Here is a 15,204-nt window from a genome sequence, read left to right on the forward strand (position 1 = left end):
CATGCTGACCCGGGGAGCCGCGCTGTTGGCGGCATTGCTCGTCTTCGCCTGTCTGCTCGTCGGTGTCCCGACCGCCTCGGCCGTGACACACGCGGCGAGCGGGTTCGACCCCGATGTGGCGATCACCGCGGTCAGCCCGACAGTGGCGGCGCCCGGCAAGCCCGTCACCATCACCGGGTCGCTCACCGCCGGGAGCAGGGCACTCACGGCGCCGGTGCTCACCGCCTCGCTCGGCACCACCGACCTGGACACCGTGAGCTCCGTGCGCTCCTGGAACGCCGGCACATCACAGGTGCTGACGCGCAACCGGGCATCGACCCGGCCGGGCTCCCTCAACGCGGGCGGCTTCGAGCAGTTCACCCTCACCATTCCCGCCGAGGCGCTGGCGCTGCGCTACAGCAACGCCAACCTTCCGCTGTCCATCTCGTTGTCCAACGGTGTCGGGGGTGTGCCGTTGAGTACCTGGCGTACGACGTTGTCGTTCGTGCGCACCGCCCCGGCCGTTCCGATGCACGTCACCTGGCTCGTGCCGCTGATGCTGCCTGCGGACTCGGCACTCTTCGGACCGACCGGCAGCGCCCGAACCGCCGCCTGGGAGAACGCGATCGGGACCGGGTCGCGCATCGACACGATGCTGCGCGCCCTGGCCGGGCAGCCGGTGACCTGGGTGATCGACCCGGCCGTCATCGCGCCGCCGGCGGCCGCTGACCGCAACGTGCCTGCCGCCACCTCGAGCGCCGCCCCCACGGGCACCTCCAGCTCCTCCACCAGGGGGTCGTCGGGCGCCTCCGGGTCCTCCTCCTCAGCGGGCTCCACCTCCTCCGGCGCACCGACCTCCTCCGGCAGCAGGTCATCCACTACGTCCCCGAGCGACAGCTCGGGCACGAGCGGCACCAGCACCGATCCGGCCGCCACGCTGGCCGCGCAGCTGCGTACCCGTCTGGCCTCGCTGCCCTCCTATCAGTCGGTGATGTGGACGCCGTACGACGACCCGGACGTGTCCGCGCTCGCGACGTCCGGCACCCGTGGCGAACAGCTGATGCGCGAGGAGGTGGGCCGCTCGCTGCCCTCCGACATGGCTGCCGTGAGCTCCACCTCGGTGGCCTGGCCCGCGTCGGGTGTCGACGCGACGGTGCTGCGCACCATCACGAACGCGTGGTCGCAGAAGCACCGGGCGGCACCGGTCGTGATCCTGCCGAAGGAAGCGGCCTCCGACGCCGGCGACATCACCGGCACCGCCGAACGGTCCGCCACCGGCACGTCGGGTCTGCTGCTCTACGACCAGCAACTGAGCGAACTCGTCGGTGCGGCCACCGGTGACATCGGACTGCGCACCCAGGAGTTCCTGGCGCAGAGCCTGGCGGTCTACGAGGAGCGACCCGCCACCTCGCGCTCCCTCGCGATCGTCGTACCCCGTTCCGCCGGCGCGGCCGCCTCTCAGCTCGCATCGATCATCTCCGCTGCGCGCAAGGCGCCGTGGTTGGCCGACCGCTCCGGCGCGCAAGCCGTCCGGATCGCCCGATCGGCCGCACCCGACACACTGCGGTCGCAGCGGACGGCCGTGACCTTCCCCGCACCGAGAACCACCGCCATCACGCAGGCGTTCCTCACCAGGATCGGCACCCAGCGTCGGCAACTGTCCGGCCTGAACTCACTGCTCGTGAACTCCGGCGACGTGATCTCCGACCGGTTGCGCCTGGTCGACAACCTGGGATCGACGCGGTGGCGGGGCTACACCGCCGGGGCGACCCACTCGGCGCAGTACAGCGCCGCCGGGCTCGCCAGCCTGCTGTCGCTGGTGTCGGTCAGCACCTCCCCGGTCAACTTCTTCACCGACCGGGGAGCGCTGTCCATCAACGTGGTCAACAAGCTCAACCGCCCGGTGCGCAACGTGCGGGTGGTCTTGCTGCCGCGCGCGATCCAGCTGAAGGTGCGCCGCCAGGCACCGCCGATCTCACTAGCCGCCGGCGGGCTCGGCATCGTGCGCCCGGAGGTCGCGGCCGCAGGGTCCGGGTCGGTGCCGGTCGACGCCGTCATCGAAACCGCGAACGGTGTCGAACTGGGTGCGCCGCGGGGCATGAAGGCCAACCTGCAGGTCAACGTGCGCCCCACCGCGACATGGATCTACTGGGCCCTCGGCGCGGTGGCGGGACTCATCCTCATCGGCGGGGTCGTCCGCAGCATCCGGCGCGGCCCGCGCGCCGAGCACGACGTGGCGCCGCAACCAGGCAGCGCGCCGCCTCGCGCTGCCACCCCTGGGGATGCGATCGTAGCGAGCACACCGAGCCCGACCGCGGCAGCGCCGCGCCCCGGTGACGAGACTGCAACCACCGACCATCGCGCCGGGGAGGATCCGCATGAGTGAGCCCTCCGGGCGCAGTCTCGGCACCCGGTACGACGCGGCCGCGCCGCCCCCGCGCGGGCCGGACGAGCCGGACGGGTCGTCGTCGCGGCCCAGCCTCGGCGCGCAGTACTCCCGGTCGCGCGGCGACGAGTCGTCGCTCGACCTCTTCTCCGGCACCGTCATCCTGGAGCCGCGACTGGTCGACACGCGCTCCGCGCGGGTCGTGCGCCAGGCGGCCGGTCCGCCCCGCGGCGCGACCCGCGCCTCCCTGCGCGATGCACCGCCCCGACCGCCGTCAGCCGCCCCGACCGGTACGCCGGACAAGACGGCGGGCGACGCGGGAGTCGCCCGCTCGAGCGCGATCATGGCCGCCGGCACCCTGGTGTCCCGCACGCTCGGGTTCCTGCGGGCCTACCTCCTGCTGACAGCGCTCGGTGCGGTCAGCAAGGGCAAGGGAGCCAACGCCGCGAACATCTGGGACACCGCCAACACGCTGCCCAACATGGTGTTCCTGCTGCTGGCCGGCGGCGTCTTCAACGCGGTACTCATCCCCCAGCTGACCAAGGCCCTGAAGGATCCGGACGGCGGGAAGGGCTACACCGACCGACTGGTCACGGTCGCCCTGCTGCTGCTCGGCGGGATCACCGCCATCTGCCTGATCTTCGCCTACCCGCTCTACCGCATCTACGACGTGACGGGCTCGCCCGCGGCGCTGCACCTGGGCTGGTTGTTCGGCCTGCTGTGCCTTCCGCAAATCCTGTTCTACGGCGTCTACACGATCTTCGGCGAGGTGCTGAACTCCCGCAGTCGGTTCGGTGCGTTCATGTGGTCGCCGGCGCTGGCCAATATCGCCTCGATCCTCGGCCTGCTCTACTTCATGACGCGCTTCAGCCCGAACATCGCACCGGGCGACTGGACCGGCGAGATGATCCTGGTCCTCGGAGGCAGCACCACGATCGGGATCGTCGCCCAGGCGCTGGTGCTGATCATCCCGATGAGGCGGGCCGGGTACCGCTTCACGCCCAACATGCACTTCCGGGGCGTGGGGCTGCGCTCGACCGGGAAGATCGCGGGCCTGGCATTCTCCGCCATCCTCGTGCAGCAGGCGAGCCTGCTGGTGACGACCAACGTGCTCAACAACCTCCCGGGCAGGTACCCCGGACGCATCGTGCAGTCCACCGCCTTCCTGCTCTTCATGCTGCCGCACTCCCTGGTCACGGTCAGCCTCATCACCGCGCTCTACACCCGCATCTCCACCGCTGCCCACGACCGCGACACCACACGGGTCACCGACGACGTCGCGACCGCTGTACGCCTGTGCGGGGTCGCCGTCATCCCGGTGACGATCGGCTCGTTCGCCCTGATCCCGCCGTTGGCCCTGCTCTACGGCCACAACAGCGGATCGGTCGCGGTCGCCGGACTGTCCAGCGCCACGATCGCGATGCTGCTGGGGAGCTTCCCGCTGGCGCTCAACGTGATCGTGCAACGCACGCTCTACGCGTACGAGGACGCCGTCAAACCCCTGATGATGCAGTTCCTCGGGACCGCGGTTGCCGTGCCTCTCACCCTGCTGTGCGCGCTCCTGCCGCCCGAACGGGTCGGCACCGGCGTGGCCCTCGTGCAGTCGATCAGCTACGTCGCGCAGGCGGCATCGGGCTACTACTGGCTGCGCAAGCGCCTCGGCGGTCTGCCGATGCCGGGTGTGCCACGCACCTACGGCCGCCTTGCCGCGGCGGCGGTCGCCGGAGCCCTCGTGACGTTCGTCGTGCGATGGGGCCTCGGCCACGTCATCCACGCGCCCGTCGCCGGTGCCCTCGCGGCTCTGGTGATCGGCGGCGTGTTCTTCCTGGTCGTGTACGTCATGGTGGCCCGCGCTTTGAAGGTGCGCGAGATCGATGCATTGTTGGCGCCGGTCACCAGCCGCCTCAGCCGAACTGGGCGCAGCCCCGCCTAGACTTCCGCCAGAACTCGCGGCTCGGCCGCGATCGCCCACAGAGCAGGAGCACGCGTGCAGCACTCGAGCGAGGGGGACGCGCTCGCCGGACGGTACGAGCTGACCTCCAGCGTCGCCGTCTCCGGCGCCCGCTGCCAGTGGCACGCCGTCGACCGCACTCTGGCGCGCGACGTCACGGCGATCACGTTCCCTGCCGACGACCCGCACGCCGAGGCAGCGCTGGACAGCGCCCGCCGCGCGGCCGGCGTCGATGACCTGCACCTGCTGCGCATCCTGGACGTCGGCACCGAGGACGGCACGTCGTACGTCGTGACGGAGCGGGTGCACGACGCGGAGTCCCTGGTGGACCTGCTGCGATTCCAGACCCTGCCCGCCGAGGAGGCCCGCCGCATCGTCGGTGAGGCCGCCACCGGGCTGCACACCGCGGCCGCCCGTGGTCTGCACCACCTGATGCTCACCCCGCACGACATCGTCCGCTCCCGCGACGGCTCCATCACGGTGCTGGGCGTCGCGACCGACGGCGCGCTCGCGGGCCTGGACGACGTCCCGCCGTCGGTGGCCTCGCGCACCGACACCGAGGACCTGGTGCGCATCCTGTACGCCGCGCTCACCGGTCGATGGCCGGGCGCCGCGGCGGTGCCCGGGCTGCCGAGCGCGACCGGCAGCAGCGGTGGATCCGCATCCGGGTCCGACGAAGGGTCGAGCGACCGTCCGGTCCCCGTTCCGGCCCCCTCCACGCTGGTCACCAGGGTGCCGTCCGACCTGGACTCCCTCTGTCTCGAGGTGCTGGTCGAGGACGGGGGTCCGCGCACTCCCGGCGAGTTGGCCCGGCTGCTCTCGCCGTGGTCCGCCGAACGGGTGCACGGCGTCGGTGGACGCGACGTGGCGCTCGCCGACGAGGAGGAACTTGCCGCGGCCCCCGCCCCTCACCGCGGCGCGGCCACGCGCTACTTCGACGATGCCGACCGTCCGACCCGCCGCAGGGATCCCGACGAGACCCGGCAGCACGCCTTGGGCGCAGTCCCCGCGGACATGTCGGTCCGCGATCCGAGCCTCGTCGACCTGGAACCGCCGGCACCCGGCCTGCCCTCCGGCTACGACGAGCCCGACCGCCGCTCCAGCGGCCTGGCGCTGGGCATCGTCGCGGTCCTGCTGATCCTCACCCTCGTCGTCGCGGTGTACGGACTGAAGGGCATCGGATCCAGCGGCGCGAGCGGTGCGACGTCGACGAAGTCCCCGACCAGCACCACCTCCTCCGCGCCGAGTTCGACCACGACCTCCACCGTGGCGTCCGGTACGCCGATCAAGCCCATCTCGATCACCAGCTACGACCCGGACGGCAACGGCGACGAGCACAACGAGCTGGCCCGGCGCGCCATCGACGGCGACAACAACACCATGTGGGTCACGCACATCTACCGGACCGACACGTTCGGAAGCACCAAGAACGGCGTCGGCCTGTTGCTCGACCTCGGCACGAGCAAGCAGGTCGGCAGCGTCTCCATCAACGTGATCGGCAACCCCACGACCATCGAGGTCTTCGTCACCAACAAGAAGACCATCGTCGGGGGCACCCCTATCGGCACACTGACCAACGGCTCGGGCGAGCAGACCGTGCGTGGCACCCCGCGAACGGGGCGGTACGTCATCGTGTGGATCACCCACCTCAGCCAGTATTCGGGCGGGCTCTACCGCGACCAGATCGCCGAGGTGAAGGTCTTCTCGTGAGCCATCTCGAGGCGGTGCCCGCCACGGACGCCCAGCTCCTGCGGGCGCACATCCAGGGCGACCCCGACGCGTTCGGTGAGTTGTTCCGCCGGCACAAGGACCGGATGTGGGCGGTCGCGGTGCGTACGACGCGTGACCCCGAGATCGCCGCGGACGCCGTCCAGGATGGCTTCATCTCGGCGTTCCGTCGTGCGGAGTCCTTCCGCGGGGACTCCCAGGTGACCACCTGGCTGCACCGGATCGTCGTCAACGCATGCCTGGACCGGATGCGGCGCATCAGACCGACCGCCGAGCTGCCCGAGTACGACCTCGCGGATCGCCACGACCGGCACGCCAGCGCCGAGGTCCGCATCGACGTACAGCAGGCGTTGGGCGAGATCCCGGAGGCCCAGCGGCTGGCGCTGACCCTGGTGGACATGCAGGGTCTGTCGGTCGCCGAGACGGCACAGGTGCTGGAGGTCGCCGAGGGCACGGTCAAATCGCGGTGTGCCCGTGGTCGGGCGGCGCTGGCCGAGCTGCTGCGCGACCGGCAGGGCGACGGATACGGGGCCGCCCGATGACCGGGCAGCGCGCCGCGAGAAACTTCGCCGGTAACGGGAACCGATCGGAGCCGGACGCCGTCGTACCGGTGACCAGGAGTGGAGGAATCGAATGACCGACCCACCTTCCTCCGGCATCGAACCGACCGACGAGGGCGAGGATCAGAGGATTCGCGATCTGCTGGCGGCCGTGCCGGGGCCGGGACGGATGCCGGACGACCTGACGTTCCGGATCGAGGCTGCCCTCGCGCAGGAGCAGCGGGCACGAGCCGCCTCCGATGCACCGACCGCGCGCCTCGGCAGTCCGGTCACCGCCGCACCCGCTGAGCAGCCCGCGCCGCGCAGTCACGCCGACGTCGTCGAACTGGACGCCCGCCGCCGGCGAGGTCGCGGCTGGCGTGCCCTCGGCGTCGCCGCGGCGGCCGCGGTGATCGTGGGCGGTGGAGCCGTCGGGTACGCCGGGCTGCACCACCAGAGTGCTCCGGTGGCCCAAGCACCATCGCCCGCGGCATCACTGGCCGGCCGCGTCTCCCTGGGGGAGACGGGTCAGAACTACACCAGCGCCGCGCTGCCGACCCAGGCTGCGTCGTTGCTGGCGAGCCCCAGCACGACCTCGGTGCCGCCGCAGGTGGCGCAGGAGTACGGCGCGATGGCCACCTCCCAGGGCGTCGTGGCCTGCCTGGGGTCGCTGGGGTCGGCGCTGGCCGCCGACCCGGACCACATCACCGTCGACCTGGCGCGTTACAACGGGACGCCGGCCGTCGTCGTCGTACTCACCAAGTCGGGCAAGAGCACCGCATGGGTGGTGAGCCGCAGCTGCACCAGCGGGTCCAAGCCCCTGGCCGGACCCGCCACGGTCGCCACCTGAGGAGCACATGGTGATCTCTTTCGTGGGTGAAGAGATCTCTCAGGACGTGGATCAGGGGGGTGGACGGGCAGGGGTCCGCAGCAGCCACCCGCCGAGGAGCACTCGGTAGAGCAGGAACGGGTAGATGGACAGGCGCTGGGCGAGTCCGAGCGGCGCCCAGCCCGCGGTGGCGACGGCGGCCACCGTCTGAAGACGCCCAGGGTCACGCAGACGACGGCGACAAGGCGAGGGAGGCCCAATCGTCGCGCAGCACGTCCGGCTCGGGCGGTCTCGACCCGGACCGCATCGTGCCGGCCCCGACCGCTCGATGACCGCTCTGCTGCGGGCAATCGCCGATCTGCGCGAGCCCGACGCACGTCTACCGCGCGTCGACGCCACGCTCGGGCGCGAGCTCACGGCATAGGCGACCGACCGCGCAGGCGACGACCCCTGGGGCGAGGCTGCCTCCGACCCCGCCCTGCTCGCACTGGCCGTACAGCTCCGGTCGCGCGCGCACGGCATCGTCAGCCTGGAGATCGAGGGGTACGTACGCGCAGATGGGCCTGGACGCGGAGCGGCTCTACCGCTGCGAGATCGACGACGCGATCGGCCGACTGCGCCCGCGCGATGAGCGACACAAGCCCGGACGCGGGACCCGCGAAGGTCGCCGAGTGAACGCCACGGTCGCGGGAACAAGGCTCATCTAGGATCTGTTCCACTCCATGACGCCCGTTCCCGGGCGCCTCCGCATGCGTTAGGAGCAGGTCCTCCCGTGACTGCTGACACCGTCCGCAACCTCATCATCGTCGGCTCCGGACCCGCCGGATACACAGCCGCGATCTACGCCGCCCGCGCCAACCTCGCACCCTTGGTGTTCGAGGGATCGGTCACGGCAGGCGGCGCGCTGATGAACACCACCGAGGTGGAGAACTTCCCGGGCTTCCCCGAAGGCGTCATGGGCCCGGACCTGATGGAGCACATGCGCGCCCAGGCCGAGCGCTTCGGTGCGGAACTGATCCGCGACGACGTGCTGTCCATGGACCTGAGCGGACCGGTGAAGTCCGTCACCGACGGTGAGGGCAACACGCACCGGGCGCACGCGGTCATCCTCGCCATGGGATCGGCGTACCGCGAGCTCGGACTGCCCGACGAACAGCGCTTGTCCGGCCGGGGCGTCTCCTGGTGCGCGACCTGCGACGGCGCGTTCTTCCGCGAGCAGGACATCGTGGTCGTCGGCGGCGGTGATTCGGCGATCGAGGAGGCGACCTTCCTGACCCGCTTCGCCCGCACGGTCACCCTGGTGCACCGCCGCGATGCACTGCGGGCCTCGCGGATCATGGCCGACCGGGCGCACGCCAACCCCAAGATCCGGTTCGCCTGGAACAGCGAGGTCGCCGCGATCCACGGCGACAGCAAGGTCTCCTCGATCACGCTGCGCGACACCGTGGACGGCACCGAGCGCGAGCTGGAGGCCACGGGGGTCTTCGTCGCGATCGGGCACCTGCCGCGCAACGAGTTGATCCTCGGCACGGTCGAGACCGACGCCGAGGGCTACGTCACGGTGGCGCCGGGTTCGACCAGCACGAACGTCGAGGGTGTCTTCGCGTGTGGCGACCTGGTCGACCACACCTACCGCCAGGCCATCACCGCCGCCGGATCCGGGTGCGCGGCGAGCCTGGACGCCGAGCGCTTCCTGGCCGACCTCGAGCAGTCGCCCGAGCACGATGTCGCGCAGCGCCAGGACGCCACCGAACTCGTCACCGCTGACTGATTCCGTTGCCCTGCAACGTAATTCGTTCGAGTGCAGGTCGGGCAGACCAGCCCGACCTGCACCGCCGACCACCTGTCACACCCATCTGAAAGGCTGACCGCATGAGCACCAAGGAAACCAACGACGCCTCGTTCGAGGCCGATGTCCTGCAGAACTCCAAGCCCGTCCTCGTCGACTTCTGGGCTCCCTGGTGCGGACCGTGCAAGGCCGTCGCACCGATCCTCGAAGAGGTGGCCGCCGCCAACGCCGACAAGATCGACGTGGTCAAGCTCAACACCGACGAGAACCCGCAGATCGCCGCCAAGTACGGCATCACCGGCATCCCGACGCTGAACGTCTACGTCAATGGCGAGGTCGTGAAGTCGCTGGTCGGCGCCCTGCCGAAGCCGAAGCTGCTGCGCGAACTCGAGCCCTACCTCGGCTGAGATCCATCACGTTTCACGTGAAACGGCCGCCCCACCAGTTGGTGGGGCGGCCGTTCTCGTTGTCGCGGGCGTCCGCGGAGAATCAGTCGTCGGCGAGTTGGATACCGAGCGTGTCGATGATCCGTTGCAGGTCCTGCACACTCGCGAACTCCACGGTCATCCTGCCCTTGCGCTTGCCCAGGCTGATCCCCACGCGGGTGTCCAGGCGATCGGACAGCGTGGCAGCGATCTGATCCAACGCGGGGTGGTGGGCACCCATCGTCGGCGTCGCGCGGGTGACCTTCTCCGGCTCCTGACCGACCGCGATGATCTCCTCCGTGGAGCGCACCGACAGCCCTTCCGCCACGATCCGCTGAGCGAGGCGTTCCATCGCAGCCGCATCCGGCAATGCAAGCAGCGCACGGGCATGCCCCGCACTCAGCACACCGGCCGCCACACGGCGCGCGACGAGAGGCGGCAGGCGCAGGAGGCGGATGGTGTTGGAGATCTGCGGGCGCGACCGGCCGATCCGGGTAGCGAGTTCGTCGTGTGTGCAGGAGAAGTCGTCGAGCAGCTGCTGGTAGGCCGCTGCCTCCTCGAGAGGGTTCAACTGCGCGCGGTGCAGGTTCTCCAGGAGCGCGTCACGCAACATGTCATCATCGGCCGTGCTGCGCACGATCGCCGGGATGGTCGTCCTGCCGGCGGCCCTGCTGGCGCGCAGCCGGCGTTCGCCCATGATCAGCTCGTAGGTGTGAGCCGGCGCCCCGTCCGCCGCATCCGCGCCGGGGGCTCTGGGCACCTCGCGCACCACGATGGGCTGCAGCACCCCGATCTCGGCGATGCTGTGGGTCAGCTCGGCCAGGTCGTCGTCGTCGAAGATCTGTCGCGGCTGGCGAGCGTTCGGTGCGACGTCCGACACGTCCAACTGGGCGAACCGCGCGCCGGGCACGGGCCGTAGCTCGGAGAATTCCGTGTCCCGTTGAGCGGCCGGCGGATCTGCAACGGCGATGTTTCCCGTGAAACCTCCGGCGGCGGCCCGCCGTGCCACCTCCTGCCGAGCGGACGGGAAGAACACATCCGAGGGGCGCTGCTGGGGCTCACCGACGGGTGCCGGAGGGATCAGTGCGCCGAGTCCGCGGCCGAGCCCGCGTCGCTTGTCGGTCATGGGGTCAACGGTACCCGGCGGCCCGACCAGCCAACTCCTTGGCAGCTTCCAGGTAGGACAGGGCGCCGGACGACGACGGCTCGTAGGTCATCACCGTCTGACCATGACTCGGCGCCTCCGAGATGCGGACCGAGCGGGGGATGCAGGCCTTGAGCACCTGATCCGGGAAGTGCTCGCGCACCTCGTCGGCGACCTGTGCCGACAGGCGGGTGCGCGCGTCGTACATGGTGAGCAGGATGGTGCTGACCTGCAGGCCCGGGTTCAGGTGCGCCTTGATCAGTTCGATGTTGTGCAGCAGCTGCGACAGGCCCTCGAGGGCGTAGTACTCGGACTGGATCGGAATGAACACCTCGCCGGCCGCGACGAACGCGTTGACCGTGAGCAACCCGAGGCTGGGCGGGCAGTCGATGAGGATGTAATCGAAGGCCTCGTCCGGGTCGGTCTGCTCGAAATATGTCTCCAACGCACGTTTGAGTCGTGTTTCACGTGAAACCATCGTGACCAGTTCGATCTCCGCGCCCGCCAGGTCGATGGTGGCCGGCACACACCACAGATTGGTGATGTCGGGGCACGGGTGGATGACCTCCTGCAGCGGCAGGTCGTCGACCACGGAGTCGTAGATACTGGGCACCTCGGTGTGATGGTCCACTCCCAGGGCCGTCGAGGCGTTGCCCTGCGGATCGATGTCGATGACCAGCACCCGCAGCCCGGACTGTGCCAGCGCCGCGGCGATGTTCACGGTCGTGGTGGTCTTGCCGACGCCCCCCTTCTGATTCGCCACGGTCAGGACGCGTGGTTTCGCGGGGCGACGCACCTCGACGGTCTGCATCGCAGCTCGTCGCCTCGTAGCATCTGCTATTGCCGCAGCGATCGGAGTATCGGTTAGCCCGGCCGGTGGGGAGAACGGCGCGGGCTCCGGCGCCGGGGCCGGTGTTTCACGTGAAACAGGCGCTGCGCCGTCCGTCACGATCTCCGTTTCACGTGAAACGGGGTCGACATCCATGCCCTCGGCCGTCTCGGCCGGGGAGAATCGCACCCTGTCCTCGCCAGCGATCCACCCCGTGGGAGCGCGGCGGTCGGCAGATACCTCCAGCAGGTCATGCTGTAGTTCGCGATTGCGACCGGGCCAGCCGGTGGGCGTCTCTGCGGCATGCGGGTTTCCTGCGTCGGCGGGATGTCCGGGGCCTCGGGATGTCACCGGGTCGCTCCTCGTGATGCTGGTGGTGGCTGGGCTGACGTCAGCCCTTGGACTTCGCGCTGCGTGCTCTTGCGGACCGCTCGGACTTCTTCGGCTTCTTCGCTGCCGGGTCAACGGAGTCTGCCTTCGTCTCCTGCGCGGACTGCGGAGTCCGTCGACGGCCGGCCAGGATGCGGACCACGGTGGTCGGTGGTTCGACCAGACCGACCCCGCACTCTACGACCTCGTGTGAGACGACCCCGGCCTGTCTCAACACCCGCTCGGCGTCCTGCAACTCATCGGTCGCGGACGCTCCCTTGAGGGCGAGCATGGTGCCCCCGTCGCGCAGCAGAGGCAGGCTCCACCCGACGAGTTGGGACAACCGGGCGACCGCACGCGAACAGACGACGTCGACGGCGAGATCGGTGGCGTTCTGCGCACGTGCGCGCCGTACCTGCACGTTGCCCAGGCGTAGTTGCTCGACGGCGGTGTCCAGCCAGGTCACCCGTCGCTGCAACGGCTCGACCAGCGTTACCCGCAGGTCCGGACGGACGATCGCCAAGACAAGACCGGGCAGGCCGGCGCCGGACCCGACGTCGGCGACCTGAGCATCCGGCGGGATCAGATCTGCCACGACGGCGCAGTTAAGCAGATGACGTTCCCACAGGCGGGGCACCTCGCGGGGGCCGATCAGACCGTGATCGACACCCGTGGTCGCCAGCAGTTCGGCGTATGCCAGCGCCCGACCCAGTCGATCACCGAAGACGGTGGCGGCTGCGGGGGGCGGTTCGGGCAGGGTCGTGGAGTCGTCGTGTTCCACGTGAAACCGAGGAACTACCGCTGCGGCAGGACGACGACGTACCGCCGGGGCTCGACGCCCTCGGACTCCGAGCCCAGCCCGGCCGCGAGCACGGCGTCGTGCACGACCTTGCGCTCGAAAGCGCTCATCGGCTCCAATGACTGCCGCTCACCGGTCTCCTTCGCTGCCGCCGCTGCATCGGTGGCGATCCGCGTCAGCTCCTCCCGGCGCGCGGCGCGGTGGCCGGCGACATCCAGCATCAGGCGGCTGCGCTCACCGGTCTCAGCCTGCACGGCCAACCGGGTCAGCTCCTGCAGAGCCTCGAGGACCTTGCCGTCCTGCCCGACGAGGCGGCGCGGAACGCGGCCCTCTTCGGAGTCCACGATCGCCACGGCGGCGCGGTCCCCGTCGACGTCCACATCGATGTCACCGTCGAGGTCGGCGATGTCGAGCAACGTCTCGAGGAAGTCGGCCGCGATCTCACCCTCGCGGTCCAGCCCCGAGGAGCGGTCGGCGGGCGACTGCGCAGCCTGCGACGCAACCTCCTCCGCCCCCTCTGTGTCCACTCGTTGGTCGACCTGCTCGGACTGATCGGTGTCCTGCGTCATGAGAGCTCCAGATTCTGTGTCTGCCGGTGGGTGCGAACGGTCGGCATCACCGTTTGCGCTTGGTCTTGGCGCGCGGAGGCGCGACGTTCTTCGCAGTGGTCGTAGTGATCTTGGTGTCCCCGGACGTCGACACCGCGGTCGTGGATCCGCCGGACGTGCCGTTCGAGGAGATGTCGGTGGGCTGCCCGGTGGAGGGGGTCGGGTGACGCTTGCCCTTCTTCGGCTGCACCCGCTGCCCACTCACCTTGGATTTAGCGGCATCCTCGCCCTCGGCGGGCACTTCCGCGGCGGCGACTGCGGCCGCCTTGTCCAGACTCACGGCCGCACCGAGCATCGGCTTGCCCTTGGCGCGACGACGTTCTTCCAAGGCCTTCTCGGCCGCGGAGCCGGGTGCGGGCATCCGCCGGATCACGTAGAACTGCTGTCCCATGGTCCACAGGTTGGTGGTCAGCCAGTAGATCAGGACACCGATGGGGAAGTTCGGGCCGGTGACGAAGAAGAACAGCGGCATCACGTACATGATGATTTTCTGCTGCTTGGCCATCGGGTTGTCCAAGGCCGCAGCCGGCATGTTCTTCTGCATCAGCTGACGCTGGGTGATGAACATCGTGGCCGACATCAGCACGATGAGGCCCATCGTGAGGACCTTCGCGGCCAACGAGTGGCTGCCCAGGAAGGTGTCCGACAGCTTCGCGCCGAAGAGGGTCGACTGCTCCGCCTGACGCGCCGCGGCGTGGGTCATCAGACCGATCGACTTGTGGCGCCCGTCGCCGATCTTGCCCAGGTTGTTGAGCACCCGGAAGAGGGCGAAGAAGAATGGTGCCTGAAGCAGGATCGGCATACAGGAGCTGAACGGGTTGGTACCCGTCCGCTTGTAGAGCTCCATCGTCTCTTCCGTCATCTTCTGACGGGACTCGGCGTCCTTCTTGCCCTTGTACTTCTTCTGGATCGCCTGGATCTCCGGCTGGATGAGCTGCATCCGGCGAGAGGTCTTGATCTGCTTGACAAAGAGCGGGATCAGCAGGACCCGCAGGACGATGACCAGGCCGACCACCGAGAACGCCCATGTCCACCCGGAAGTGGGGTTCATGCCGATCTTGCTCAGACCGTTGTGGAAGCCCACCATCACGAGGGCGACGAACCACTCGAGCGGGAAGAGCAGGGTGTCAATCATGGTGTCCTCGGTGCTTCTCGGGTGAGCTGATCAGGATGAGGGGGCGGTCACGCCGCGTGGTGCACGTCGCCGGACACCTTCGCCGGTGGAACGTGGTCGACTCCGCCGGGGTTCCACGGATGGCACCGCAGCAGCCGGCGTGCGGTCAGCCAACTGCCCTTGAAGGGCCCGAACCGGGTGAGGGCGGTGACCGCGTACGCCGAGCAGGACGGCGTGAACCGGCATGACGGCGGGAAGAGTGGGGAGATCCACCGCTGGTAGAGCCGCACCAGCAGGACGAGTGGCGCGGCCAGCCAGCGGTTGAGGGTGCTCATCGCAGCCGCGACAACGCCTGATGCAGCTGGCGCCGCAGATCCTCGCGCACACGAGGGGTGGGCGCACCAGCGAGCGGCGGGTTGGCGCGTACGACGAGATCCACGTCAGCGGGGACGGCGCCGAGCTCCGCCGCGACGACGTGCCGCAGGACCCGCTTGGTGCGGGTGCGGACCACAGCATTGCCGACGGCCTTGGAAACGACGAAACCCACCCTCGGGACGACCGAGCCGTCCGCGGGGCGGGAGACGTGTGCTGCGTGGACCACCAGCAGGTCACCCCCGCTGCGCCCCGCTCCGCGACCACGGAGCACGGCCCGGAACTGCGCCGGGCGGCGCAGGCGGTGCGCTGCCGGCAGCACGGGATGCGGGGTTCGATGTGA

15 protein-coding genes are annotated in these 15,204 nt (G+C 69.8%); 7 read left to right on the forward strand and 8 right to left on the reverse strand.

Translation table 11 applies throughout. The features are described 5' to 3' along the window. The first annotated feature begins 1 nt into the window (after position 1). The 5 genes from JOB34_RS11250 (at position 2) to JOB34_RS11270 (ending at position 7,433) form a co-directional block, all read left to right on the forward strand. Positions 2-2,365: a DUF6049 family protein gene (locus JOB34_RS11250; protein ID WP_243758010.1), complete on the forward strand. Its 2,364-nt coding sequence runs from the start codon at positions 2-4 to the stop codon at positions 2,363-2,365. Then, positions 2,358-4,298 carry a lipid II flippase MurJ gene (locus tag JOB34_RS11255; RefSeq protein ID WP_208052796.1) on the forward strand — a complete coding sequence of 647 codons (1,941 nt, stop codon included), beginning with the start codon at positions 2,358-2,360 and terminating at the stop codon, positions 4,296-4,298. The genes JOB34_RS11250 and JOB34_RS11255 overlap by 8 nt, the downstream gene beginning before the upstream one ends. A gap of 54 nt (positions 4,299-4,352) precedes the next feature. Further along, positions 4,353-6,026 (forward strand): protein kinase family protein, encoded by a 1,674-nt coding sequence (locus JOB34_RS11260; RefSeq protein ID WP_208052797.1) that lies wholly within the window; start codon positions 4,353-4,355, stop codon positions 6,024-6,026. Further along, positions 6,023-6,586 carry an RNA polymerase sigma factor SigM gene (gene sigM / locus JOB34_RS11265; RefSeq protein ID WP_179483379.1) on the forward strand — a complete coding sequence of 188 codons (564 nt, stop codon included), beginning with the start codon at positions 6,023-6,025 and terminating at the stop codon, positions 6,584-6,586. The genes JOB34_RS11260 and sigM overlap by 4 nt, the downstream gene beginning before the upstream one ends. Positions 6,587-6,677: 91 nt before the next feature. Continuing rightward, complete coding sequence (locus JOB34_RS11270) at positions 6,678-7,433, forward strand: hypothetical protein (RefSeq protein ID WP_208052798.1); 756 nt, start codon at positions 6,678-6,680, stop codon at positions 7,431-7,433. 51 nt (positions 7,434-7,484) lie between these two features. On the opposite strand, the gene JOB34_RS17890 is transcribed toward JOB34_RS11270, so the two are convergent. Beyond that, positions 7,485-7,616: a hypothetical protein gene (locus tag JOB34_RS17890; protein ID WP_279538911.1), complete on the reverse strand. Its 132-nt coding sequence runs from the start codon at positions 7,614-7,616 to the stop codon at positions 7,485-7,487. 568 nt (positions 7,617-8,184) lie between these two features. On the opposite strand from JOB34_RS17890, the gene trxB reads away from it, so the two are divergent. After that, positions 8,185-9,183 carry a thioredoxin-disulfide reductase gene (gene trxB / locus JOB34_RS11275; RefSeq protein WP_208052799.1) on the forward strand — a complete coding sequence of 333 codons (999 nt, stop codon included), beginning with the start codon at positions 8,185-8,187 and terminating at the stop codon, positions 9,181-9,183. 101 nt (positions 9,184-9,284) lie between these two features. Beyond that, positions 9,285-9,608: a thioredoxin gene (gene trxA, locus JOB34_RS11280; RefSeq protein ID WP_179483383.1), complete on the forward strand. Its 324-nt coding sequence runs from the start codon at positions 9,285-9,287 to the stop codon at positions 9,606-9,608. Positions 9,609-9,690: 82 nt separating this feature from the next. Here trxA and JOB34_RS11285 read toward each other — a convergent pair whose 3' ends face one another. From JOB34_RS11285 to rnpA, 7 genes are all read right to left on the reverse strand, one after another. Beyond that, positions 9,691-10,752: a ParB/RepB/Spo0J family partition protein gene (locus JOB34_RS11285; RefSeq protein WP_208052800.1), complete on the reverse strand. Its 1,062-nt coding sequence runs from the start codon at positions 10,750-10,752 to the stop codon at positions 9,691-9,693. Positions 10,753-10,756: 4 nt separating this feature from the next. After that, positions 10,757-11,755: an AAA family ATPase gene (locus JOB34_RS11290; RefSeq protein ID WP_208052866.1), complete on the reverse strand. Its 999-nt coding sequence runs from the start codon at positions 11,753-11,755 to the stop codon at positions 10,757-10,759. A gap of 235 nt (positions 11,756-11,990) precedes the next feature. Continuing rightward, entirely contained in the window at positions 11,991-12,749 is a 759-nt protein-coding gene (rsmG, locus tag JOB34_RS11295) for a 16S rRNA (guanine(527)-N(7))-methyltransferase RsmG (protein WP_208052801.1), read from the reverse strand. Positions 12,750-12,763: 14 nt separating this feature from the next. After that, complete coding sequence (locus JOB34_RS11300; RefSeq protein ID WP_208052802.1) at positions 12,764-13,336, reverse strand: R3H domain-containing nucleic acid-binding protein; 573 nt, start codon at positions 13,334-13,336, stop codon at positions 12,764-12,766. Between the two features lie 46 nt (positions 13,337-13,382). Further along, entirely contained in the window at positions 13,383-14,510 is a 1,128-nt protein-coding gene (gene yidC / locus JOB34_RS11305) for a membrane protein insertase YidC (RefSeq protein WP_208052803.1), read from the reverse strand. 47 nt (positions 14,511-14,557) lie between these two features. Further along, the gene (gene yidD / locus JOB34_RS11310) at positions 14,558-14,824 is read right to left on the reverse strand and encodes a membrane protein insertion efficiency factor YidD (protein WP_179483388.1); all 267 of its coding nucleotides are present in this window, start codon (positions 14,822-14,824) and stop codon (positions 14,558-14,560) included. Then, positions 14,821-15,183 carry a ribonuclease P protein component gene (gene rnpA, locus JOB34_RS11315; RefSeq protein WP_208052804.1) on the reverse strand — a complete coding sequence of 121 codons (363 nt, stop codon included), beginning with the start codon at positions 15,181-15,183 and terminating at the stop codon, positions 14,821-14,823. Before rnpA ends, yidD begins: the two co-directional genes overlap by 4 nt. Positions 15,184-15,204: the final 21 nt, after the last annotated feature.

This window comes from Allobranchiibius sp. GilTou38 (assembly GCF_017565325.1).
Lineage (GTDB): Bacteria > Actinomycetota > Actinomycetes > Actinomycetales > Dermatophilaceae > Allobranchiibius > Allobranchiibius huperziae.